This window comes from Novosphingopyxis sp. (assembly GCF_965218915.1).
In the GTDB taxonomy this organism is placed as follows: Bacteria; Pseudomonadota; Alphaproteobacteria; order Sphingomonadales; family Sphingomonadaceae; genus Novosphingopyxis.
This window is the reverse complement of sequence record NZ_OZ244708.1, coordinates 113,936-137,063: the sequence shown is the minus strand read 5'-3', so window position 1 is coordinate 137,063 and position 23,128 is coordinate 113,936. Positions and strand designations below refer to the sequence as shown.

The following is a 23,128-nucleotide window of genomic DNA, read 5'->3' as shown; positions in this document are numbered from 1 at the left end:
TACATTCGCGAACGAAAGACATGAGCGCATGAAGATCGGTTTTTTGAGTGCGGCGTTGCCGGTCCTGCTGGCGGGCTGTTCCGGCATCACGCCGAATGAAGTCCTGCTGCCCGCCCGGACCGCCGAGGCGGCGTCCGTCGGCGAATGGCCGCGCCATCGCAGTCCGATCGGCCTCGACGGCGCGATGGAGCAGCGGATCGGCGCGATCATCACGGGAATGACGCTGGAGCAGAAGATCGGGCAGATGACGCAGGCCGAAATCCGTTCGATCACGCCCGAGCAGGTTCGCGAATACTATATCGGTTCGATCCTGAACGGCGGCGGCGCCTGGCCGGATATGGATAAGCATGCCGGCGTTGCCGACTGGGCGGCGCTGGCGGACCGCTACTACCGAGCATCGATGGCGACCGATTTGAAGGTGAAAATTCCGGTCATCTGGGGCACGGACGCGGTCCACGGCCACAGCAATGTAGCGGGGGCGACGATCTTTCCCCATAATATCGGGCTGGGCGCCGCGCACGATCCCGATCTGGTAATGCGCATCGGCCGGGCGACCGCGAAGGCGACGCGCGCCACCGGGATCACCTGGGTGTTCGCGCCGACGCTGGCGGTGGTCCAGAACCAGCGCTGGGGCCGCAGCTACGAGAGCTATTCGAGCGATCCCGAATTGGTGGAGGAATATGCCGGAGCGATGGTGCGGGGTTTGCAGGACGGCCTGACCGAAGACGGCGACGTGGTCGCCACGGCCAAGCATTTCATCGGCGACGGCGGCACCTGGCGCGGCGTCGACCGCGGTGAGAACCGCTCCAGCCTGGCCGACATGATAGCGGTTCACGGCGCGGGCTATGTCGGCGCGCTCGACGCCGGCGTGCAGACGGTGATGGCGTCCTATAACAGCTGGACCGATCCGGCCGCGGGCAAGACCTACGGCAAGATGCACGGCAATCGCGAATTGCTGACCGGCGTGCTTAAGGACCGGATGGGCTTCGACGGCTTCGTCGTGTCCGACTGGAACGCCATCGAGGAGGTGCCCGGCTGCACCAAGGCGCACTGCCCGCAGGCGATCAATGCGGGCGTGGATCTCGTCATGGTGCCCGACGATTGGAAAGCGTTTATCGCGAACACGGTGGCGGACGTCCGGTCCGGCCGGATCGCCATGGACCGGATCGACGACGCCGTCCGGCGCATTTTGCGGGTGAAGATGCGTTCGGGCTTGTTCGCCAAAAATCCCGGCGACGGCATCTATGATGGCGATGCCCGCGCGATTGCGGACCCGGTGCTCGCCCGCGAGGCGGTTCGCAAAGCGGTCGTGCTGCTCAAGAACGACGGACAGGCGCTGCCGCTCGCGCGGGGAGAGAAGCTGCTCGTCGTCGGCGCGAGCGCGAACAGTTTCGCCAACCAGACGGGTGGTTGGACGCTGACCTGGCAGGGCACCGACAACGTCAATGCGGACTTCACCACCGGCCAGACGCTGCTCGGCGCCCTTCGCGCTGCGGCCGGCCCCGAGAACATCGTTTATTCGGCGGACGGCGCCGGCGTCGATCCGTCGCGGTTCGCGGCGGTGATCGCCGTGCTCGGCGAGACGCCCTATGCCGAGACCATGGGGGACGTTCCCTACCCCGCGCCGCTGCGGCACAGCGTCGGCCATCCCGAGGATCTGGCGGTATTGGAACGCGTATCCGGCAAGGGAGCCCCGGTCGTCACCGTCCTCTATTCGGGCCGCACCACCTATGCCAACGACCTCATGAACCTGTCCGATGCGTTCGTGGCGGCGTTCCTGCCGGGGACCGAGGCCGGCGGCATCGCCGATCTGCTGCTGCGCGGCGCGGACGGAACCGCCGACGATTTTACCGGCCGGCTGTCCTTCGCCTGGCCGGCCTCCGCCTGCCCGATAAGCGCGACCGGCGCGACGCGCGTACAGTTCCCAAGGCGCTATGGACTGAGCTATGCCAGACCCGAACGGACCGGCGCGCTGCCGGTCGAGGCGGTTCGCGCCGAATGCGGGACCGCCCAGCCCTGACAACGAAGCGGAGCCTGACCACCCGACCATGAGGCAGTTGAAAAAAATCCTGATCGCGGGGGGCGGGTCCGCCGGGTGGATGTCGGCGGCGCTGCTGGGCAAGCTGTTTCAGGGCCTGTACGAGATCGTGCTGGTCGAGTCCGAGGCGATCGGCACGATCGGGGTCGGCGAGGCGACCATTCCGGCGATCAAGAAATATAACGAGCTGCTCGGCCTCGACGAAGACGACTTCCTAAAGCGCACGCAGGGCAGCTTCAAGCTGGGCCTCGAATTCATCGACTGGCTGCGTCTGGGTTCTCGCTACATCCACGGGTTCGGCGTGATCGGCCAGGACCTGGGTTGGCTGCGCTGCCACCATTATTGGCTGAAAATGCGAGCGCAGGGCCGCGCCGCCGACTTTTCCCGCTATTCGATCAACACGGCCGCGGTGGACGAAAACAAGTTCATGCGCGCGAAGGAGGATAGGCCGGAATCGCCGATCGGCCACATCGCGCACGCCTTTCATTTCGACGCAGGGCTCTACGCACGTTACCTGAGCGACTATGCGCAGAAGCGCGGCGTAAAGCGGCGCGAGGGCCGGATCGCGAACGTGCAGCTGCGCGGCGACGACGGCTTCATCGAGGCGGTGACGATGGACGATGGCGAAGTGATCGCGGCGGATTTCTTCATCGACTGTTCGGGCTTTCGCGGCCTCATCATCGAACAGGCGATGAAGACCGGTTACGAGCAATGGGGCCACTGGCTGCCCTGCGACCGCGCCGTCGCGGTGGCCTCAGTGCGGACCGAGGACTTCACCCCCTATACCCGCATCACCGCGCGTGCCGCCGGCTGGCAATGGCGCATCCCGCTGCAGCACCGCACCGGCAACGGTCATGTCTATGCCAGCCGCCATATGGAGGACGACGAGGCCGAGCGCATCCTCTTGGACAATCTCGATGGCGAGCAGCGCAGCGATCCGCGGCGCATCGCGTTCGTCACCGGCAAGCGCAAGACCGTGTGGAACCGCAACTGCGTCGCGATCGGTCTGGCGGCCGGTTTCCTGGAGCCGCTCGAATCGACCAGCCTGCACCTCATCCAGTCCGCCGTCATCCGCCTGGTCCGGCTGCTGCCCGACGCGGGCTTCGACCAGGCGGGGATCGACGAGTTCAACCGCCAGACCGATTTCGAATATGAGCGCATCCGCGACTTCATCATCCTCCATTACAAAGCGACCGAGCGCGGCGACACGCCGTTCTGGCGGCATTGCCGCGACATGGAGGTGCCGGCGACGCTGCAGCGCAAGATCGACCTGTTCCGCGCGAACGGCCGGATCTTCCGCGAGGACGAGGAATTGTTCGCCGAGGAAAGCTGGATTCAGGTGTTTCTGGGCCAGGGCATCGTTCCCCGAGGCTATGATCCGCTGGTCGATATCCGCAGCGACGAGGAGATCGCTAACTATCTCGGCAATATCGAGGCGATCATCGCCAAATGCGTGGCGGTCATGCCTAGGCATGCCGATTACGTCGCCAAGACCTGTCCGGCCGACGGCTGATGCGCGGTTCAGCGCTCCGGAACGTCCTGTTCGCGCAATTTGGCGATCAGCGCGCGGCGCATCCGCGCGACGTCCCGGGGCGCATTCGCCGCCAGAATGCCGCGCGCGTCCGGCGGCAGATGCGCCGCTGGGTCTGCCCCGCTCAGGAACACATAATGATCGAACATCGCCCGCCAGGCGCGCCGCTGGTCGGGCGGCAGATTGCGCAGCGTCATCATCCCGTGCATCATCGCGTCCCAGGGCGACCCGATATCGCGGCGCGCATCGTCCCACCAATAGTTCACCAGCAGGTTTACCGCGTCCAGCGCCTCGACATGATGATACCATTGATAGGGAATGTAGAGCGCGTCGCCCGGCGCCAGTTCGGCGGTTCGCGCTTGGTCGAGCGCGGCGGCGAAGCGCGGGAAGCGTTCGAAATCGGGATCGGTCAGATGGACCATGCTGACCTGCGTTCCGGCCGGTGTCAGATGGAACGGCCCCATATAGAGATTGCCCAGCTGATCGGGCGGAAACAGGGTGAAGCGGCGCCGACCCGCCGCCACGCAGGCGACGTTCTCCAGCGGATCATGGTGGATCGCGACCTTGGCGGCATTGCCGATCCACAGCCGAGGCACGACGGAATCCGGCAGGATCGCGAGCTTGTGAGTTTCCGCGAACCTCTGGAGATGATCGGTGGCGACGAGGCCCTGCACCGCCAGCGTGTCGGGCCGCTTCCGGGCCGCCTCGGCGCCGAGCGCGGCGAGAAAGCCCGCCAGCGGTGCTGCGCCGCGCTCGAAATTGGGCGCGCGAAGATCGTCGCCATAATGCAGCCGCCCTTCGATTTCGGACGAAGCGCGGAAAAAGGGGACGGGACGGGGCGTGGCCATCGCGCTCAGATAAGCGATCGTCGCGGCGGGACCGCTCCGCCCGGTCTCGACGACCGGCCAGCCGGCGACGAGACCCTTCATGACCGCCGGCATTCCGGCCGCGCGAATGTCCTGAAATATCTTCGGCGTGACGTCTTGCCGGACGGCGATGGGTTCCATGGGACGAAGGCCTATCCGGTTGCGCCGATCGAGGCCCGCCCGGCGGGAAGCGGCAGCGATACGGCGGCGCCGACTGTTCGGGAATCCCGCCCGGTTGTCAACGCCGCCGCGCCGCACCGATGCTCGCCATGACTTCTCCCCGGATCCGTGTCGAAGCGATCGGCCGCGAGGGCGAGCCGGTGGTGATCGTCGACGGTTTTTCGCCCGAGCCGGATCGGCTGGTGGCGGAGGCGGCGGCGCTGCCCTTCGCCGTGATGGGCGCATTCTATCCCGGGGTGCGCGCCCGCGTGGCGCCGTCCTATTTCGACGGGTTGGGCGTGATTTTGGCGCCGGTGGTGCGCGACATCTTCGGCTATCGCCGACGGCTGACCTTCGACCGGGCGCTCTATTCGCTGGCCACGACGCCGCCGGACCGGCTGTCCCTGGCCCAGCGCATTCCCCATTTCGACGGGGTGGAACCGGGTCTGATCGCGATCCTCCATTATCTGACGCGTGAAGACCGGGGCGGGACCAGCTTCTACCGGCAGCAGTCGACCGGCTTCGAAACGGTCGATACGGCGCGCCGCGCGCACTATCTGGAGGCGCTGCGGGAAGATTTCGCGCGGCATGGCGAGCCGCCGCCCGCCTATGTCGCCGGCGACAGCCCGATCTTCGAACGGATCGCCACTTTCGCGCCCGCTTACAATCGCGCTTTGATATACCGGAGCAGCTTGCTCCATTGCGCCGCGCTGCCCCATGACGCGGCATTCGCGGCGAACGTGGCGGACGGGCGGCTGACGGTCGCCAGTTTTTTGTCGGCCGAGTGAGGAAAAGGGTCTGAACGGCCCGAACGCATGAGGGAGAGAGACGATGGCAAGGAACCGGGCCGATGCAGCGAACGGCTTGGCCGCGCTCCGGAAAAGCGGGCGCGCGATGGCGTTCATGCTCGCCGCGCTGCTGGCCGTGACGGGATGTGCGACGGCGGACAGACCGGCGCTTCCATCGGCAGCGGTCGGGGTGGAGGTCTGGCTGACGACGCCCGACCGGTCGGCTCTCCTCGAACCGCAATCTCCGCTGGCGCTGTCGGCCGGTTCGGCGCCGGCGCCCGCGATCGTCGTCGATCCGGCCGAGCGATTTCAGGAGATGGTGGGATTCGGCGCCGCCGTGACCGATGCCTCAGCCTATCTCATCGAGCGGCGGATGGACCCCGATCAGCGCGCGGCGCTGATGCGCAACCTGTTCGGCCCGGCGCCGGGCATCCATTTGTCCTTCACCCGGATTACGGTGGGCGCATCGGATTTCTCTCGAAGCCATTACAGCTATGACGATAGGCCCATGGGCGATACCGACCCCGAACTCGATCATTTCTCCATCGCGCCCGCGCGCGAGACGGTGCTGCCGACCGTCCGCGCGGCGCGCGCGATCAATCCCGAACTGGCGGTGATGATCTCACCCTGGAGCGCGCCGGGCTGGATGAAGACCGGCGACTCGCTGATCCAGGGCACGCTGCGGGAAACGGCCTATGCGCCGTTCGCCGACTATATGCGCCGGACCATCCAGGCCTTCGCCGCCGACGGGGTGCCGGCCGACTATCTCAGCATCCAGAACGAGCCCGATTTCGAGCCGGACAGCTATCCGGGCATGCGGCTCAGCGCGGCGCAGCGCGCGCGGATCATCGGCGATCATGTCGGGCCGGCGTTGCGGGCGGCGGGCATCGCGACCGAAATTCTCGACTGGGACCATAATTGGGATCAGCCGGAACAGCCGCTGGGCGTGCTCGCCGATCCCGCGGCGGCGCCCTATGTCGCCGGAGTGGCGTGGCACTGCTATGGCGGCGACGTCGGCGCGCAGACGATGGTGCATGAGCGTTATCCGGAGAAGGACGTGTTCTTCACCGAATGTTCGGGCGGCGAATGGTCGGCCGCCTGGCCCGACGCGTGGTCGTGGATGCTGCGCAACCTGATCGTGGGGACGACGCGCAACTGGGCGCGCGGGGTCCTGCTGTGGAACCTGGCGCTCGACGAGCGGCACGGTCCGCATCTCGGCGGCTGCGACACCTGCCGCGGCGTGGTCACGATCGACAGCGAGACCGGCGCGGTGACGCGCAATCCGGAATATTATGCGCTTGGCCATGTCAGCGCGTTCGTCCGCCGTGGTGCGCGGCGCATCGCGTCCGACAGCCCGGTCGCGGGGGTCGAGAACGTCGCCTTTCTCAATCCCGACGGATCGCGCGTCATGCTGGCGTTCAATGCCGGCGAGGCACCGGCCGATCTGACGGTTACGGCCGAGGGACGTCATTTCACCTATCGGCTGCCCGCAAAGGCCGCCGCCACCTTCCGCTGGCATGAGCCTCGATGACCGCCCGAGGGCGCGCGCCAATGATCGCGCGGCGGGCGAACGGCATCGCCTTCGCCTCGGTAACGACGCTGTTCTTCGCCTGGGGTTTCATTTCCTCCAACAACGATCCGTTGATCGTGTCGCTGCGCACGATCTTCAGCCTCAGTTACACCGAGGCGCTGGCCACCCAACTCATCTTCTTTCTGGGCTACGGTCTGATGTCGCTGCCCGCCGCGTGGATCGGCAACCGCATCGGCCCGGTCCGCACAATATTGCTCGCGCTCGGCGTCATGGCGCTGGGCTGCCTGCTGGTCTTGCCGAGCGCCGCGTTCGATGCCTATCCGCTCATTCTGATGGCGCTGTTCGTCCTCGCCTTGGGCATCACCACGCTGCAAGTCGCCGCCAACCCGCTGGCTGCGGCGATCGGCCCGCCCGAAAGCAGCCATTTCCGGCTGACCTTCGCGCAAGGCTTCAACGCACTGGGAGTGGTGATCGGCGTCCATTACGGATCGCGGATCATGCTGGACGACACGATCCTCGCCCGGCCGCTCGGCCCGATCACCAACCCGGTCGAGCGCGTCCAGGCGCTGCGGGCGGTGTCCGACGCTTTTTTCCTGATCGCGCTGATGCTGATGGCGCTGTTCCTGTTCATCTGGATCCAGCGCCGCCGCATCGACGCCGCAGCCTCGGACATGGTTGCCCTGCCGCAAGCATCGGTGCTGGCGGCGATCGGTTCGCGCTGGGCGATATTCGGCGCGATCGCGATCGGCCTCTATGTCGGCGCGGAAGTTTCGATCGGCAGCATCATGATCAACTTTCTCAGCCAGGATGACATATTGGGCCTGCGTTACGCGGAGGCGGGCCGTTATCTCGCCAATGTCTATTGGGGCGGCGCGCTCGTCGGTCGCTTCGTCGGCAGTTCACTGCTGGTAAGAATGCAGGCGGCCACGCTCCTGCTGTTCGCCGCGCTCATCGCGGCCGCCTTATGCTGCACGGTGTGGCTGAGCGACGGACCGATGGCGGGCTATGCCGCGCTGGCGGTGGGGCTGTTCAACTCGATAATGTTCCCCACGATCTTCACACTAACGCTCGAACGCTCCGGCGTCTCGCAGTCTTCGACATCGGGGCTGCTTTGCCTGGCGATCGCGGGAGGAGCGGCGCTGCCGCTGCTGGTGGGAATCCTGGCCGACGAATTGAGCCTTGGCTGGGCCTTCATCGTGCCGCTTGCAGCTTATTTGGCGATCGTCGTCTTCGCGGCATCCGCCCGGCGATCGCCGCCCAAGGTCTGGACTCAATAGGGGGATTTGCTGCTCAGCACCGAACCAGTGCCGTTCACGCTCGCTCTTTCGTGAACAGCATTCATGAGAGCAGAAGTTCTGCCGGTCCTGGGAACCACATATGACACTGAATAAAACTGAAGCGGGCGAAGAGATTCGAGCCCTCGACCCAAACTTGGCAAAGCGATAATTCTCCGCTGCCGCTTGCCCGGCGCGATGTTTCGCGCTGCTGCGCAAAGAAGCCGACCAGCGTCATGACTTCTGCCGCCCGACTGCCTCAAGGGGCTTCATGGCCAGCCACGCCGCGGACAGAAGAACGATCATACCGATCGATTTCGACCAAGTAAGTGCTTCGCTTCGGATAAAGGCACCTAACGCCACCGCTATGACGGGGGAGACGAACGCGTACATGCCTGCTCGAGATGCGCCGATGTCTCGCAACAGCCGCATGTAGACGCTGTAACCGATCAGGGAGCCGCCTATTACCAGGAACAGCCAACCGGTCCACGCCTCCAAACCCCAGTCGCCTTTCAAGGCCCGTCCGGCGCCGGGCTCGATAGCGAACGAGGTCGCGAGGAGCAGAATGCCCCCAATCAGCGTCGTGACGCCGGATATCAGCATCGTCGGATATTTGTTCAGCAATGGACGCGACAGCACCGAACCCCAGCCGTATACAAGAGCTGCCGACGCGACCGCCAACGCTCCGACGACGCGTTCCGCGGCCGCGCCGTCCGTGGATCTCCACGCAGTCATAGCGTCAGGACCGAAGAGAAATGTCAGGCCGCCGAGACCGATCGCGAGAGCAAGCAGCTTCCGGGCAGAGGCGTGTTCATCGCCTGATAGAACGGCGAAGCCCAGCAGGGCGATTGGCACGAGACCCATTTCGAGCACCGCCGCGGTGCCGCTGTCGATATAGAGCATCCCCCAGAACAGCAATCCGTAGCACAGGCCTATTAGTGCGACGGACACACTCACGATGCGAAGCCAGTCCGCCCGATCGATGCCCCTTTTCGTGCGCGATCTTTCGATAGCGATCAGCACCAACCCTGCGACCGCGAAGCGCGAGCCGGCGAGGAAGAGCGGCGGCACCGTCTCCAGGCCGGCTTTGATCCCGATCCAGGTCGATCCCCATATCAGGCAAAGCAACAGGAAGGACCACATATCACGGGCATTCGTCATCGGCACCACTCGTCTGTAACGGTATAAAAGCCATTTAACCGTTACGTTGCCCTTGCGCTACAGCTTTTCTCCGCCATGTTGTTTGGGTGTCTGATACGAGCGTCGAGACCCTGAGGCTGATTGGCGGGCATCCCGCGCTGGATTTCGTCAACACCGTCGATGCCGGAATGGACCGCCGTGGTCCGGATGTGCTCGCCACTTATGGCGATGCGATCGATTGGGCGGTGCGCGTCGAGCTCATCACTAAAGATAACGGCAAGGATTTACGTCAGCTCACCCAAAGCGGGGACGGACCGGTCGCGCTCGAGCGGCTCATCGAAGCACGCGAGAATTTATACAAGGTGCTCCTCGCAGAGGCATTGGGGCAACTCCCCGACACAGGTGCCGTTGCATTTCTGAGCCAACAGTTGCGCGAAGCATCCTCTTTTCGCACGCTGTGTTTCGACGCGGATAGCCATATTTCCAAAGATTGGATCGAATTGAATATCGATTCCATCCTGCATCGCGTCATTGCGCACGCCGTGGATCTACTGACCGATCGGAAGCGCCGACCGATCAGCTTATGCGATGGGGTCAACTGCGGTTGGCTGTTTCTGGACCGGTCACGATCCGGTCGACGCCGTTGGTGTTCCGAGGAGGGGTGCGGATCGCACGCACGGGTGCGAAAATTTCGGGCCAAGACTGATCAAATAAATCAATGATTTTTAACTAGAATAGAGTGGGCTGACCATTTCCCCGAACGATTTTGAAAGGCGAGAGCCATAACGTGAATACCATCACAGGTAAGAAAGATCTGCAAGATTTCAGCATCTCGCGGGCTTCGGACTGCGAATTGAGCCGACCGGTGCAAAGACTTCATCGCAAAGTATCGAACGAACGGTGGTGGCCGGGCCGCCACCAAACGGGTCGTGACGATCGGCCGCTTCGGGCCGCTCACCCCCGATCAGGCAAGGAAGCAGGCCAGGACGATCTTAGGAGGTGCTGCGGCCGGGAGCGATCCCGCAGGCGAACTCCAGGCGAGACGCCGCGAGATGACGATGCGCTCACTGATCGATCTTTACGAGGCGGAAGGGTGCGTCGGCCGCCTTCGCTCCGCAATCGCGGAAATCGCTGCCAGTTAGAAGTATCAAAGCGTGTATGAGGGCGATTGAATATGTTCCCTCTCTTCGATGGCAGAGGCCACTGGTTCGAATCCTGTCGGGTGCACCATTCCCGTTCAGCTTTGGGCACACGATGTGGCCGAGCTCCGGATGCGGCTCTCGCTAAGCTGGTCTTGCTTCCGGTAATGCGAATGATGTCGTCGCCTACTTCGACACGGCTAACCAAAAGATCTACATAAGCCCTGCGCAGCGGGTGGGATTTTTGACGCAGCGTATCGCTCACGAGCGCACCGAACTGTTCCAAGATTTTTGGCGTGATACCACGAGCAGGATCAGCAAGCTTGCGCTCGAGTATATCAAGGTCCGCGCAAACAGCTCTTTTCTGGGCTGCTATTTGGCCGAGTTCCTTCTCAATCTGTGGATCATCCGCTTTCATGAACCCTTTACGGACGAGTGAGATCACGTTTGCGCTCTCTCCATCGAGCATGGTGAGCCGCGAGCGGAGCACTTTGATTTCTCCGCGATCCTTATCCTCTCCAGCCGAGCTTCGTTTTAACCATACTTCAAGCAGGCTAGATAGGCGGTCTGGTTGCAGAACATGTTCCGTGATATTTTCAATTACGATGCTGTCCAGTTTTTCCATCGGGGTCCAGCGGCCCTTGCATACGGTTTTTCCCGCCTTGGTTGAGTTATGGCAAACATAATAGCGATGGCGGCCTGACCCGCCCGTTCCCGTAGTCATTCCGCCGCAGCAGCCGTCGTTTTTGCTGGTGCCGCAGACCACCTTTTTGGTGAGAAGGTTACCGTTGGTTTTATCGGCATTTTTACCCATCTTCGGGTCGCGAGATGTCATTAGCGATTGCGCCTGATAGAAAAGATCTTCGTCGATCAACGCTGGCACGGGCACTGGCACCCACTCAGATTCCGGACGAACCGCCTTGGCTTTTGAGTCCCGCTTATTGAAAAAGATTATGCCAATATAAGCAGTATTGGTCAGGATCGCGTGGACATTTGAGACGTGAAATTTTCGCCCACGAATTGTCTCGCCTCGCTCGTTAAGCAGATGCGCTAGCTTGGTAATACCTATCGGTCCGTCTTTCGTCCCATCTAAGTATGTTTGAAAAATGAACCGCGGAAGATATGCGGTTTCCTCATCGACGACGAGCTTTCTGCGATCCTTCCCCTTAGGCTGAGGGACAGCGACCGACTTGTAACCCAGTGGCGGTGTCTGGCCGTTCCAGTAGCCCTGCCGGGCATTCGCCAACATGCTGCGCTTCACGTGCTTGGCGTTTTCTTTGGAATGATATTCGTCGAATAGCGACACCATGGACAACGCTAGCTCACCGGCCGGATCATCGGAAAAGTCCTGTGTGATCGAAATCAGTTTTATGCCCACTGCCTTGAACTCGGCACGCGCCTGTAGGTAATCGAGCGCGTTGCGAAACATCCGGGACAGTGCAAAGATGGCGACAGCATCGAATTTTCCAGCTCGCGCATCCTCCAGCATCTGCTGATAAACCCGGCGAGCTGTCGTCGTCGCGCTAGCTCCAGGCTCGATATAGACCTCCCCCCTCGTCCCGCCATTATCATCGATATAGCGCTGGCTACGCTCGACTTGATCAGGAATCGAAAGATTGTTGTCGGCTTGCTCTATCGTGCTCACTCTGGCGTATGTTGCCACGATCATCCCAGTCAAACTACTCATTGCCTGTTCTCCTGCCCTGGCGTGATCGGCTCTGCCCATCGAACAGGGCTGCTATTTCTTCCCCAATAAGCCGATCCAGCATTACTGCCTCTTTAGACAAGCTGGCACATTGCGAAAATTGAACGACAACATCGCCAAGCGTGCAAGGGAGTTCAGAACAGCTGTCCCCTTTTGAATCAACGTCGTCACGATTTGTCGCACCATCCATGGATGGTTTTGAGCATCGGCGGGTAGACCAACTCTCGGCAGTTTAACAATTTTCGTTTCAAACTGCCTCGTCGTGCCGCACATTCCATCCATGCTGAGGGTCAGTTGACAAGGCACCAATAGACATAGCAAGGTTTTGGCTTGCGACAGCAGCGACAGATGCGCGCGAGGACTGTGAGAAAACTGGCTTGCGCGATGGCTGCCGCTCGCCCTGTATTTGCGTTTTCAACCGGCTTCTGGACATAGTCGATTCGATCAGCTTTCCGTTCGCAGAAAGACGATCTGAAACATCGATACCGAGAGCAGCGAATTCACTAGCAGAGACTGTCTCGTGCTGCTGATATTGCTGAATGTCATTTTCTTTCCCGTATGCTGTCCAATATCGAGGATTGTATCGTGCTGTAATCCCGAGACTATCAACAGCTGTCTTTCTTTGTGCCCGCCTTTTGCACTTCCGCACGAACTTTGCTCGGATCGCTGGAATGGGATCCTCCAGCAGATAAATGCCCGCCTCGAACGTTTGTGTTTCATCGTTTTGAAGTGCGACTTTCGTAAGCTGCTTTCTAAAAGCAGCTTCATTGGCCCCCTCGAGCCAAAACATGGCTATCCGAACGGGGGCGTTGTCTCCGCTTATAACCAAGCCCTTGTCAGCGTTTACAGCAATCTTTTTCCCTAGCTTTTGCTCACCTAACTTGGTATTATATTCTTTGACCGAACTTGCGATCTCGAATAGGCCGATGACCGGATGAGCAAGCCAATCGTGCGACCAGTAGGTCGGCGCTCCTTCAGCTCGTCCTCGGCTTCTGTCAGTTTTGCTGTTGTTTGAAATACCAGGATTGCGATCATGATGGTAGCCAAGCAGTTTGATCATTTGACCGATGGCAGGGCTGTTCTCTTTGTAAGCCAGGAAATCGACAAAGTCTGAGCCCCCGATACCTAAGTTTTCCCGAACCAATCTCGATACTTCATTACTGTGATTCTGCGCGGCGGCTTGATCGCCGCTTTCGAAATTCTCGCGCGATGGTAGCAGAGCGTGCGTTTGATAAATGGCCATCTCCCCGAGCTTTTTGACGTTTGACGGAAGCCTGTCACCAACGTTTTCAGGTTTCAAATTTTCAACAGATTTCAAAACGTTCTTCAACTTCGCGATACTCAGTTCGTCGCCATGTTCGTCGAACGTAAGGTCCATCAGAGCTGCGCTGTTCTGAGCAAGTCGCTGAAACTCCGCGAGATGAACGAGAAAGTAAAATGGCGGTAGATGACTGGCTCCCCCATTTAATTTCCATCGAGTTTGGCAAGATGCCGGCCAGGGAAGATTTTCTACCCCCGGGAACTTTTCAAAGGCCTGTCCGAACCGCTTCGTGATTAGCAAATCTGCCAGGGGGATGTTCGTGCACTGCAAGTCGCAAAGGAAATCGACGCCATCGAGCAGCGACTGGCCCAGAATGGATCGGATTATTTTATCCCGATCAGGCTCGATGCTCATCTTTTTCCAGAGGAAACAATTGACTTGAGGCGCGACTTTGGTCTCATCTAAAGCAGCCTCAGCATAGCCGGTCCTTTCTGATCGATGATCCCTCACCGATCGATGTTCCGGGTAAAGTCTCGCCAATCGCCAGAAGCCCGCATACATTTCGGATCGAGACATACCGGCATGCAAGATTTGTTGGCCGCCATCCGTAGCATTGGCGGAATCGTCGTAAAAGTTAGATATCTTGAGATGAGGAGCGCGCCAAACACCAAAGCCAGGCGGATCCATCGCGTTCGGATTGTAGGTGAAGTCCCAACCCTCAATCAGCGCTGCTTTTGCGTCGGGGCCGGCCTCGAGTTCCTTCCGTTCAAGCCGCTCACGCGTCGAAGCAATCTCAACTTTTTCCAGTTCCGTCACAATTTGTTTCCTCGGCAAATGGCGAATGAAGATCTTCGATCTGCTGAGCCAACTCTTTTCGAGAATTCTCTAAAAATAGGTCAATTTCTGCACACCACTCGGCACGGAAATCCAGAAGATGGATCAGGTTTTCCGCGAGGAGCTGCACCGCCACTGCATTTGGCGGCTTGGAGAGGTCGGCAAGTCCGGGGGCCATGCCGCGCAATAACTTCAAACTGTGATCGATCTGCCGATCTAGGTGAGCGATATTCTGGAACTCAGGTTGCTTCCCAAAAAACTCGGTCGAACGCGGCGCGAAAGGATCAGCCATCTGAATCTCCTTCGTGATCATCAGAATGTTTGATTGATGCCTCAGATTGAAGGCGCAGGTTTGCACCATGTTCTGCCAGCCAGTCGTGCGCTTCGCCGCATTTAAGACGGACCGGCTTCTCAACCTCGAGCTTCTCCGCCGTGCGCATGATCAGGAAATACTGCCGACGGGTCGCAGGCTTTTCCCGCCAGCTGCGCTCGCTGGGATTTTCCGCCTCCCACTGGCGAAAGCTTTCGCAATCGGCGAGATATTGAGCGCGCTCCTGCTCGAAATGGATACGCTTTCCCGACTTGGTCCATTCGTCATGGTTGGCTTTTACGGCCTTGTATTCGAGCTCGACAATCGTGAGCGACTGCGACGGGTCGATGACAGCCTTGATCTGCTCGAAATATGTCAGCGGATCGAGTTGCTTGAGGTAATAGAGTGCCTCCCCATCCTCACCGTCGAAGCCCACCTCTCGCAGCTGATAGGAGAGGATTGTGTTATGCCAAAGGCTATGGCGAATCTTGGAGGATAGCTTCCTTTGCGCTTCGCGCACCTGCCGCTGCACTTCGGCCATCCGTTCCTTAAGTCTGGCGGACGCTTCTTCGATCCGGCGAAGGTCCCGCTCGAGCCGCTCTTTTCCCTCATCGTATATCATTTTTGCTCTCCGGCCTGCTGTTTCGCAAAACCGGCATGAAGGATCATGTTCGCCAAAGTTTCGGCAATTTATGGATTATATTCTTTAAAACGAATGCGGCCGCTATGCGCCCCTATTCTGTTCAAAAACTCTTGGCGCCATTTTCGGCAGCAACAATGGAATCAACTGTGCTGCACCGAAGCAATAATGATCCGCGTTTGGCGGATGACGCGAATCATTGTGTCTCCAGAGTCCCGTGCCGCACATTCGCATCGAGTTTTTCAACAGAATACGCCCCAATATCGGTCGTTAGCCTAGCCGATCGGCGCTCCCCGGAAGCCGCCATTCATTCAGCTATCGTTCGTGTGCTCACCTTCCTAGAACCGGAGCGCTATGCCGGACGGCAAGCGCAGGGCCTGTTCTAAGTGTCTCAGCAGTATCCCGGCAGGAAGTGCCCTCGGCCCCAGCCGCAGATGTATCGCCTCAGGCCCGGTATTCTCGCCACGGAACGTTCGACCGCGTGCAGAAGATCGGACCAGTCGCCTTGTCGACCCTTTATTAGATTCTCCAAGATCAATCCGGTCGCTGCCTCACGGATCTTCAAAACGCTTTGCGTCGACCACAGGTGATGCAGCGCTTCGCATGCCGCATGGAGATGGGAGAGGGGTTCGGCGATCTCCCCGCCAAGGCGACCGATCAGGGCTTTAGCACGACCGTTGATACGATTGTGCTCCAAAGCGTCCATCTGCACGGCTATGGCCATCATCATGCCGGTAACTCCAAGGTGGTCCTGACCAGCGCCGATGAGGTCAGCCGTCTGTTGGGCGAAGCGTTCGCTCTCAAGACGGCCCGCGACGTGGGAATGTGTCAGGACGTCGTGCAGCCACGTTGATCGCGTCCCGCCGAGCGAGCGATGCATCGACCGCATCGAGAGGTCATCACAGACGAACATTCGGTCGGTCGTGATCGACAGGATCGTGGCGTCGAGCATGTCGGTCCATCCGGACTGGATATGGTCGCGGAGAGCAGCCGGAGCGTCGTCGTCCAGCACTATCGGACTGGCAGCGTCGTTCACCTCGATCCAGACGAGCGCAGCGTCAACATCATCCCGCAGAGAAGCCATCTGGCCGCTTGTAACCTCGGTGTGAAGGATCTTACCCTCGTGATAGGACAGGGTGCCATGTCCTCCGACCACAGACTGGTTAAACCGTTCGCGCCGCGCATGCAGTCGGTCAGCGACGCTACGCGGGACGGAAACCGCACCGCAGGTCGCGGCTACATCGTCGAGTGCGCCCAGACGCCATGCCGACCAGAACGCGTTGAGATCCAGCACGCAGCCGCGTTTCGCGTTGGCTTGGATAGCTTTGGCTGAGGCCAGCCGTTCCGCTTCGGTGCCCTCCGCGACTTTCATACGGATACCTTGTTCGGCGAGGCCGCCCGCCACGTCGATGGTGTCGCACCCGAGCCGGGCGGCGAGCATATCGATCGGCATGCCGCTGGCGAAGTGCTGCTCCTGCTCGGCCAGCACCCAGTCGTGCCGGTCCTTCAGCTGCGCGATTATCTCGTCAAGGCCGTTGGGGCTTTCCGGATTGATGCTGAAGCTCTTGAAGCCAAACACCTCAGGGAACCGAGTTTCGTAGTTCGCGAGCACGTAGTGGAAGCGCGCGACGATTTTGTGGCGCAGCTTCGTGACGCGACCCGCTCGCCCGTCCGGTCCGCCGAAGCGACCGTCCACGGCAAGATCCCAGACCGCTTTGACGAGGACGTGTTCGGGTTCCCACGAATCCGGGTCCAGCTTGCGCAGATGCGCGTCCGCCTCAACAATGAAGAACGCGGTCGTGCCATCGTCGTATTCGACGTCGACGGCGATGTCCTCGGCGACGGCGTCCGCGCTCCAATCCGATCCATTACCGCGTCTGTCCTGACCTTCCCTGATCGTCATGCCAGAGAGCGTCATCCAGGCGCGCGGTTTGTCCCGGTGTTCTAGGAACAGTCGGTAGGCGAGCCGCGCCGCCCTATCGTGGTAACCGAAGTGGGTGAGCAGGCCTGCGACCCGGTATGGATCCTGTTCGCCTTTCCAGCCTAAATCTTCAATCGGGGCGTCGAGCGCGTCGAGTATCTGTCTCGTCCGGTTCAGCCTGATAAGTATCTCGAGCCGCATCAGAACGGCGCGAGGCTGTCCTGGCTTCTTCTCAAGAAACTTGTCCAACGAGTGCAGGCTGCGGTCGAGGTCGCCCGCGTTCCATGCGTGTCTGGCATCAAGCCAAAGCATCGCCGGATCATAGCGGACTGCTGGTGAGGAGGCCTTCAGTGCTTGACGGTATGCACCGTCGCGCCGGGCTTCGGCGAGCGCGGTCAAATACATCAGCGTGGCTGGCCGGGCACTCTGCAGGTCGATGTGTGGCTCGACCAGCTTGGCCGCGTCCGCCTCCAAGCCGATGTCGAGCAGAGCCTGTCCGACCAGAAAGCGGTCGATTGGTTTGTCGTTATCCGGCAGGTCCATTGCAAGCGTGAGCAAAACACCTTTCGCCTTGTCCTTGTCGAGACCTGCACACTGCTGCCGCTGGACGTCGAGCAGCCGCGCGCTGACCACGTCATCAGGATGACGGAGCATCTCGCCCACGACCCTTCCGACCACGTCGAGGTCACCGGCGGCGAGAGCGAGGTCGGCGGTTAGGCGGCGGCGGATCGAGGCGACCCGGTCATCGTCGGGTTCATTCATCGCCTCGACGCGGGCCAGTCGCTCCGCCGGCGTTGGCCCATTCTCCATCTGGATTCGCATCAGGATTGTCTCTGGCTCTGTGGCCGGATCGAGGATGGCGAGAACTTCCTCGCCACGGTCCGCGTCGATCAGAACCATCGCTAGAAGGCGCCGCAACTGTTCTTCATCGGGCATCGACTTGATGCCCTCGCGCAGCAGGGTCTCGGCATCAGTGCCGCGGTTTGCGATGCGTAGGAGAAGAGCAGCGTTGCTGACGTGCGCCATCAGATCGTGTCGGTATGTGTATCCGTTGCGGAGGCAGTGGGTCGCGTAGGCGAACATGATAGTGGCCGCCTCGTCAATTTGCTGGTCCGAGACGGTGCCGCGCCCGCCTACAATGTGAACCCGGCTGTCGACAGCTATAGACAGGACCGCGAGAGCCCTAAGCCGACCCATGTCGCGGCGGTCTTTGCCGTCCTCGCCTGGCAGGGCGAGGACGTGTGCCTCCCACCCAGGCATCCAGCGTCGCCGCATGAAGTCGGCGAGGGCGAGTTGGACGGTGGGCGATCCCTCCATGCCTTCCGGTATCAGTGTTTGGGGGTCTCCCTGCCAGTCGGACCGAACGGCCGCCTGCAGAAGCGCGCTGACGGCAAAGTCAACGCGGTCATCGCGGTCCAGGACCGACTGCGCGACCCGCATGCCCTCGTCGGGCTCGCCCTGAATGGTCCGCGCGATCGAGAGGTTACAGATGGCGTCGGGATCGTCGGGTCTGATCGCATGGGCGCGGACATAGCATTCTGCGGCTTCGGCTTCGCGGCCCTGGTCCATCAGCGCCGCAGCGATGTTGGTCTCGATGCGGTATCTTGCCCAAGGCGCATCAACCGCTTCGGGGCTGTCGCGGAGGGTAATAAGGCGCTGAGCCGCGCTGGTTGTGTCGCCCTCGCGAATGAGGTCGCGGAAGACGTCGATCCTCGCGTGGAGGCCGGGATTCTCCGACCCGATTCCTTCCGGGCCGGCTGGCTTCGGCGGCAGGGTGATGCCGACGCTGATCGCGCGCCGCTCCATCTCCTCAACCACCAAAGCGGCAACGGCAGCCGCATCCGGAACGGGCGCAGTTGATAGGTCCATTGGCCGAGTTGTCGCGGCGGATGCTGGAACAAAGACCGCGTATGCGCAGTCATGCAGTGCGATGAGTGTCTGCAACTGACCCCAGCCATATACATGGACGGTAATGTCATGCCCTTCGACCCGAAGGGTCTGCTCCACGCTCTTCGCTGCTTGGTCAGCCTTGGTGTCGTCAGGTGCGGTGGTGGCGAAGATTATCTCGCGCAACTCGAACTGCAGCGCGAGCGCCGCGCGGCAGTCCTTCAAGATTGTGGCGTGCTTCAGCGGCTTATCGACTTTGCGGCACTGCACGCCAACCGCCCGCAACGGGTCACCTTCGCGGTAGCCCAAAATATCTATGCCGCCTTGGGCTTGTCCGTTGCGCCCATATTCCTTGGCGTTGGGATCACCAAGTTCCTCACGGAACAGCACGACACAGTAACGCTGAAACGTATAGGGATCCCTCGGCTTCAGGATCTCACTCGCCAACCGGGCACCCATCGGGACCTTGTTGGTATAGGTAAGGGTCTGCTCATGCGCCGCTGTTGTTTCCGTCTCTGACATATCAGGATCATTACGGAACAAGTGAGGAACTTCAATCGTCCATCGGGCGACTTCATCACCACAGCCCCGATTAAATCCTGGCTGGTCGAGCCGTCGATTGACCGAGCCAAGCTGCTGAGCAGATCACCCTGAACGAAGCGCTACATATGAGGAAGGTCCAAAGCGGCATGAATAAGCGTCCGAAGTTGGGAGCAGTCTAGCAGGGCCTGACTGTCGCTTAGCGGGGCTTGCCGCTTCCATAACTATCGAAATGAAGGTTCGCTTTCTATGCCTGCGCAAGCCGAAATCAGACAGCCCGCTCGCGGCTCAAACTTAACCATCGATCCATAGGAGCTTGGCGTCCGCGAACGTCTTTCTGACATTAGGACCAACTTATCGGTCGCCATAACAAAGGCATAAACTGCCGAGCCATTCGCTTCGAGTGAAGTGAAACTCTCAGCGTTCAAAAATCCGACAGGACTAAGGTTTTGGGGGTGGGGACGCGAAAGAAACGTTGACCGGCGCTTCGCGCCGTCAACACCGCATCCGCTCCCGGTCCCCACCCCCCTGTCATCAAGGCAAGGCATAGGCAAATGGTGCAGATCGAAGATGCCGAAAAATGGCGCAAAGCGAACGCCGGGACCTTCGACCGGATTATGAAGAACGGTCGCACCGCAAGGCGAAAGATGTCGGGCGAGCGCACGCCATCGAAGGCGGTCGAGCGAGCCGCCAACATCAAGGCAGCAACCGCTGCGCGCGCGGATCGCGAACATGTCAGATCGGTCCGCAAGGTGATGAAGTATCTGGGATTGAGTGCGAACGCCAAGGCTTGGGGGCGCCATTTCCGCGTGCGTTCGACGAGGGCATCAGGTGGCCGGAAGAAGCGAACCAAAGAGCAGCACCTGAGGCCATCCAAACCGCGCAGCGGGATGCCAAAATATGCCAGGACCATTCGCGATACTCGCGGCCGCGTCGCTATATTTTTCCGCTATCGTTACGTCGGCTTCAAAAGCAAAAAGTGGCGCGCTGGGCTGGCCGGTGATCATGCAAATTATCTGATGCGCGAGGACGGCATCGAAGCGCCTGAGATACAGCTTTCCAAACCAATCAGCAACGTCATCAAAACGCCAGCAGAGGCCGCTGCTTTTTGGGACGCCGTAGAGGAAGTGGAAGGTGGCTACCGCGCAAATGCGCGAGTTCAAGAACGAATTATTGTCAATTTGCCGGACGGCATGACGCCGCGGCAACGCCGCCGCGCGGCCAAGAAGATCGGGGAAAATTGTTTCGGGCGCTATGGACTGCCCTATCACGCGGTGGTCCACTTACCTGATCCGAAAGGCGATGAGCGCAATTTTCACGTTCATATCGTGGCATCGCTTCGCCCGAGTGTCCGGCTTGGCGATCATGAATGGGCGTTCGCCGAAGAGAAAGTGAATGGGCTGACCACGCCCGAGGGTCTGCTGCGTATGCGCGCGGTGATTTGTGCAACGCTAAACCGTGAATGCCGAAGAGCGGGGCTGGAAAGTCGCTATGCTCATCGGACCTACCGCGACCGCGGCATTGACGCCGACAGGACCGAGCATATCGGGCCTGAACGCGTGGCCGCTTTCGAGAAGGGCGAAAAGGTCGGCGCGATCCAGCGCAACGCAGCCCAGATCGCGTTGAATACTGCCCGTGTCGAATCGCAAGCGTTGCAAGCCGAGCAAAACATTCGCGATCAGATCATGACCATCATTCGGCAGCAACTGGCCCTCGCCAAGCGCAAGGCCCGTGCAAAAAAGATAGCGCGCGAACTGGAGATCACGAAAGACAGCGTCGATACGCTTTTGGCGCGACAACGCAAGGTAGCTGGACTCAGGCGACTGAACAATGCGCGGTCGCAATTGATATCGGTGATGACCGCCGCTCGTGCAGCTCAAGCTGGCCTCGCGGTAGCGAAACTGTTCCCGGCAAACCTCCTGGACAGGCTCTTTGAAGTCAGTGCGCGGGCAGTAAATATGCAGGGTGACAGACTGAAAGTCCGTTCGCCTGCGATCGTTCAGCGTGCTGTTTTGGACGTCGCCTCTTCCGCCAAAACGATGACCGGGAATGTTCCACGACCGGTTGACGCGAATGTAATTCTGCGCATTCTCTCGATACGCGCTGGCACCTCCGAACTGATTGGATCAACGCGGGTCCGTAAGGATAGTTTGGAGCTTGGCAAGGTCCGCGAACAGCTCAAGCGGCTCGCGGCCCAAGCGCGAAGCCTCTCCAAGAAGCATTCAATCAAGTCGGCGGATCAAGTCCCGCAGCTTCGTAACGAGCTGATCAAAATCACGGCGCACTCTTCTACGACAAATCAGATGCATAGCTCGAGCCACAAAAATGTTCGGCCTTTGGCGACGACGTTGCGACCGTCGCTCGCAGCGGCCGTGCAGAGCGCCTCGGAAATGCCAGCCGCGGTGCATAGAGCAGTTGGCAAGCACAGCATCTCGGACTTGCGCAATATTTCCAGCATCGCCGGAAGCGCTCTTTTGAGCCAGCGCTCCGCGTCCAAACCATCCCTGTCGGCGGAGATGCGCAAGACGCTACAAGCAATCCGAGGATTGGCGCTGAAAATTCGTTTAGATCGATCTCCCCCCGCAAAGGTGCCGATCTCAGTCGCAGCAGCACTCAGTCTTGTGTCCGACCGCGCGCTGAAAATTCGGTTGAAAACCGGCAACTCGGCGCCGATTCTTTCCACGCCGGTGTCGGGAACGACAAAGATGGAACTGGCCACGATCGCGGCACAGGCGGTGCAATTCAGACAGTCACTGCCAGACCACAAGAAACTCGATCGGAAATTGGTCGAACGCTTGATTGCGACGGAGGTGTCCAAGTCGCGCGGGGCTGTCGCTCCCATTGTGCCGCTGGAAAATCCGTCTGCGGGTTCGGTCCGTTCAAAATCAAATAGTGAAACGTCCGATGACCAGAGTGCCGACGCGGCCAAGCGCCCTCTGGATTACCGTATCGACCGATTTGCCGCGAGCATGGGTCGCAGCCGCTGCGAACTGGTGATGGCGCAAGATTCCGTCGTCGAACCAAAGGTCGCGATCATACGGTCCTGGGACCTGACTCGGCGGGATATTGCATCGCCGCGTTGTCAGGAATTACTGCTGCGACAGTATATCCATCAGCAGATCGAAGCCGATCAACTTGAGCTGGAACTCGGCAGGCAGATAAAGACGTCACAGGAGGCATTTGGCGCGGATCTTCTCGATAGGGCGAAGCTATCGGCCCGTGCGAGGGCGACCGCCGAAGCCCATTACCGTGACGGTCTGTTCGCCGCGATCCGGTTGCGGATCGTCGAGCGGTCATTCCGAGGCAAGCATGTGCCGAGCCGGGAGGATGAACTGCGCGCCCGCGGCGTTCGAGTCGATGGGCTGTCGCCATGGTTGCCTCCACGCGATCCCTGGTCGGCGCCGCCTTATCGTCCTGGTATGGCTATCGACGGGCCAAGCCTATGATCAGATATTGGCAGCTAACTCTGATGCCTCACGCATGGAGGCACATTGGGAAAAGCGCGCAGACCTCTTTCGAGGCGGCGCAATCGAAAAGTTCCTCGTCACAGCCAAGCGTGTGAGG

16 protein-coding genes and 1 pseudogene are annotated in these 23,128 nt (G+C 60.5%); 9 read left to right on the top strand and 8 right to left on the bottom strand.

Going from position 1 to position 23,128, the window contains the following annotated elements; genetic code table 11:
- The first annotated feature begins 28 nt into the window (after window positions 1-28).
- Together ACOQPC_RS00760 and ACOQPC_RS00755 are read left to right on the top strand one after the other, a co-directional pair.
- Window positions 29-2,020, top strand: a complete 1,992-nt coding sequence (locus ACOQPC_RS00760; RefSeq protein WP_420606771.1) for a glycoside hydrolase family 3 protein — start codon at window positions 29-31, stop codon at window positions 2,018-2,020.
- A 28-nt stretch (window positions 2,021-2,048) separates the two neighbouring features.
- Entirely contained in the window at window positions 2,049-3,551 is a 1,503-nt protein-coding gene (locus ACOQPC_RS00755) for a tryptophan halogenase family protein (RefSeq protein WP_420606770.1), read from the top strand.
- Between the two features lie 8 nt (window positions 3,552-3,559).
- Here ACOQPC_RS00755 and ACOQPC_RS00750 read toward each other — a convergent pair whose 3' ends face one another.
- Entirely contained in the window at window positions 3,560-4,576 is a 1,017-nt protein-coding gene (locus ACOQPC_RS00750) for a cupin-like domain-containing protein (RefSeq protein ID WP_420606769.1), read from the bottom strand.
- A 128-nt stretch (window positions 4,577-4,704) separates the two neighbouring features.
- Between ACOQPC_RS00750 and ACOQPC_RS00745 the strand changes: the two genes are divergently transcribed.
- From ACOQPC_RS00745 to ACOQPC_RS00735, 3 genes are read left to right on the top strand one after another with little or no spacing between them, the layout of a single operon-like run.
- Entirely contained in the window at window positions 4,705-5,382 is a 678-nt protein-coding gene (locus ACOQPC_RS00745; RefSeq protein ID WP_420606768.1) for a DUF6445 family protein, read from the top strand.
- A 43-nt stretch (window positions 5,383-5,425) separates the two neighbouring features.
- The gene (locus tag ACOQPC_RS00740; protein WP_420606767.1) at window positions 5,426-6,913 is read left to right on the top strand and encodes a glycoside hydrolase family 30 protein; all 1,488 of its coding nucleotides are present in this window, start codon (window positions 5,426-5,428) and stop codon (window positions 6,911-6,913) included.
- A gap of 20 nt (window positions 6,914-6,933) precedes the next feature.
- Window positions 6,934-8,190, top strand: a complete 1,257-nt coding sequence (locus tag ACOQPC_RS00735) for an MFS transporter (protein WP_420606766.1) — start codon at window positions 6,934-6,936, stop codon at window positions 8,188-8,190.
- 61 nt (window positions 8,191-8,251) lie between these two features.
- Here the strand turns inward: ACOQPC_RS00735 and ACOQPC_RS00730 are convergent, their stop codons facing one another.
- A complete protein-coding gene (locus tag ACOQPC_RS00730) occupies window positions 8,252-8,425 on the bottom strand; it encodes a hypothetical protein (RefSeq protein WP_420606765.1) in 174 nt (57 codons plus the stop codon).
- Window positions 8,422-9,348 (bottom strand): DMT family transporter, encoded by a 927-nt coding sequence (locus ACOQPC_RS00725; RefSeq protein WP_420606764.1) that lies wholly within the window; start codon window positions 9,346-9,348, stop codon window positions 8,422-8,424. The genes ACOQPC_RS00730 and ACOQPC_RS00725 overlap by 4 nt, the downstream gene beginning before the upstream one ends.
- 86 nt (window positions 9,349-9,434) lie before the next feature.
- On the opposite strand from ACOQPC_RS00725, the gene ACOQPC_RS00720 reads away from it, so the two are divergent.
- Window positions 9,435-10,049, top strand: coding sequence for a CGNR zinc finger domain-containing protein (locus tag ACOQPC_RS00720; RefSeq protein WP_420606763.1), 615 nt, complete (start codon window positions 9,435-9,437; stop codon window positions 10,047-10,049).
- 207 nt (window positions 10,050-10,256) lie between these two features.
- Window positions 10,257-10,469, top strand: a complete 213-nt coding sequence (locus ACOQPC_RS00715) for a hypothetical protein (protein ID WP_420606762.1) — start codon at window positions 10,257-10,259, stop codon at window positions 10,467-10,469.
- Between the two features lie 646 nt (window positions 10,470-11,115).
- Here the strand turns inward: ACOQPC_RS00715 and ACOQPC_RS00710 are convergent.
- The 4 genes and pseudogenes from ACOQPC_RS00710 to ACOQPC_RS00695 form a co-directional block, all read right to left on the bottom strand.
- A pseudogene (locus ACOQPC_RS00710) lies at window positions 11,116-12,135 on the bottom strand (recombinase family protein); the annotation flags it as partial.
- A gap of 283 nt (window positions 12,136-12,418) precedes the next feature.
- Entirely contained in the window at window positions 12,419-14,248 is a 1,830-nt protein-coding gene (locus ACOQPC_RS00705; protein WP_420606761.1) for a hypothetical protein, read from the bottom strand.
- A complete protein-coding gene (locus tag ACOQPC_RS00700; RefSeq protein WP_420606760.1) occupies window positions 14,226-14,558 on the bottom strand; it encodes a hypothetical protein in 333 nt (110 codons plus the stop codon). Before ACOQPC_RS00700 ends, ACOQPC_RS00705 begins: the two co-directional genes overlap by 23 nt.
- The gene (locus ACOQPC_RS00695; RefSeq protein WP_420606759.1) at window positions 14,551-15,117 is read right to left on the bottom strand and encodes a hypothetical protein; all 567 of its coding nucleotides are present in this window, start codon (window positions 15,115-15,117) and stop codon (window positions 14,551-14,553) included. The genes ACOQPC_RS00700 and ACOQPC_RS00695 overlap by 8 nt, the downstream gene beginning before the upstream one ends.
- Window positions 15,118-15,200: 83 nt before the next feature.
- Here ACOQPC_RS00695 and ACOQPC_RS00690 point away from each other — a divergent pair, with 83 nt between their 5' ends.
- Window positions 15,201-15,602: a hypothetical protein gene (locus ACOQPC_RS00690; protein WP_420606758.1), complete on the top strand. Its 402-nt coding sequence runs from the start codon at window positions 15,201-15,203 to the stop codon at window positions 15,600-15,602.
- Between the two features lie 5 nt (window positions 15,603-15,607).
- On the opposite strand, the gene ACOQPC_RS00685 is transcribed toward ACOQPC_RS00690, so the two are convergent.
- A complete protein-coding gene (locus ACOQPC_RS00685; RefSeq protein WP_420606757.1) occupies window positions 15,608-19,546 on the bottom strand; it encodes a PIN domain-containing protein in 3,939 nt (1,312 codons plus the stop codon).
- A gap of 572 nt (window positions 19,547-20,118) precedes the next feature.
- Between ACOQPC_RS00685 and ACOQPC_RS00680 the strand changes: the two genes are divergently transcribed.
- Window positions 20,119-23,010 carry a MobA/MobL family protein gene (locus ACOQPC_RS00680; protein WP_420606756.1) on the top strand — a complete coding sequence of 964 codons (2,892 nt, stop codon included), beginning with the start codon at window positions 20,119-20,121 and terminating at the stop codon, window positions 23,008-23,010.
- Window positions 23,011-23,128 lie beyond the last annotated feature (118 nt).

Coding starts and splice junctions, on each gene's coding strand:
- ACOQPC_RS00685 (WP_420606757.1), bottom strand. CDS start 19,546: ATGTCAGAGACGGAAACAACAGCGGCGCATGAGCAGACCCTTACCTAT.
- ACOQPC_RS00755 (WP_420606770.1), top strand. CDS start 2,049: ATGAGGCAGTTGAAAAAAATCCTGATCGCGGGGGGCGGGTCCGCCGGG.
- ACOQPC_RS00730 (WP_420606765.1), bottom strand. CDS start 8,425: ATGACGCTGGTCGGCTTCTTTGCGCAGCAGCGCGAAACATCGCGCCGG.
- ACOQPC_RS00740 (WP_420606767.1), top strand. CDS start 5,426: ATGGCAAGGAACCGGGCCGATGCAGCGAACGGCTTGGCCGCGCTCCGG.
- ACOQPC_RS00745 (WP_420606768.1), top strand. CDS start 4,705: ATGACTTCTCCCCGGATCCGTGTCGAAGCGATCGGCCGCGAGGGCGAG.
- ACOQPC_RS00725 (WP_420606764.1), bottom strand. CDS start 9,348: ATGACGAATGCCCGTGATATGTGGTCCTTCCTGTTGCTTTGCCTGATA.
- ACOQPC_RS00695 (WP_420606759.1), bottom strand. CDS start 15,117: ATGGCCGAAGTGCAGCGGCAGGTGCGCGAAGCGCAAAGGAAGCTATCC.
- ACOQPC_RS00700 (WP_420606760.1), bottom strand. CDS start 14,558: ATGGCTGATCCTTTCGCGCCGCGTTCGACCGAGTTTTTTGGGAAGCAA.
- ACOQPC_RS00680 (WP_420606756.1), top strand. CDS start 20,119: ATGGTGCAGATCGAAGATGCCGAAAAATGGCGCAAAGCGAACGCCGGG.
- ACOQPC_RS00760 (WP_420606771.1), top strand. CDS start 29: ATGAAGATCGGTTTTTTGAGTGCGGCGTTGCCGGTCCTGCTGGCGGGC.
- ACOQPC_RS00735 (WP_420606766.1), top strand. CDS start 6,934: ATGATCGCGCGGCGGGCGAACGGCATCGCCTTCGCCTCGGTAACGACG.
- ACOQPC_RS00750 (WP_420606769.1), bottom strand. CDS start 4,576: ATGGAACCCATCGCCGTCCGGCAAGACGTCACGCCGAAGATATTTCAG.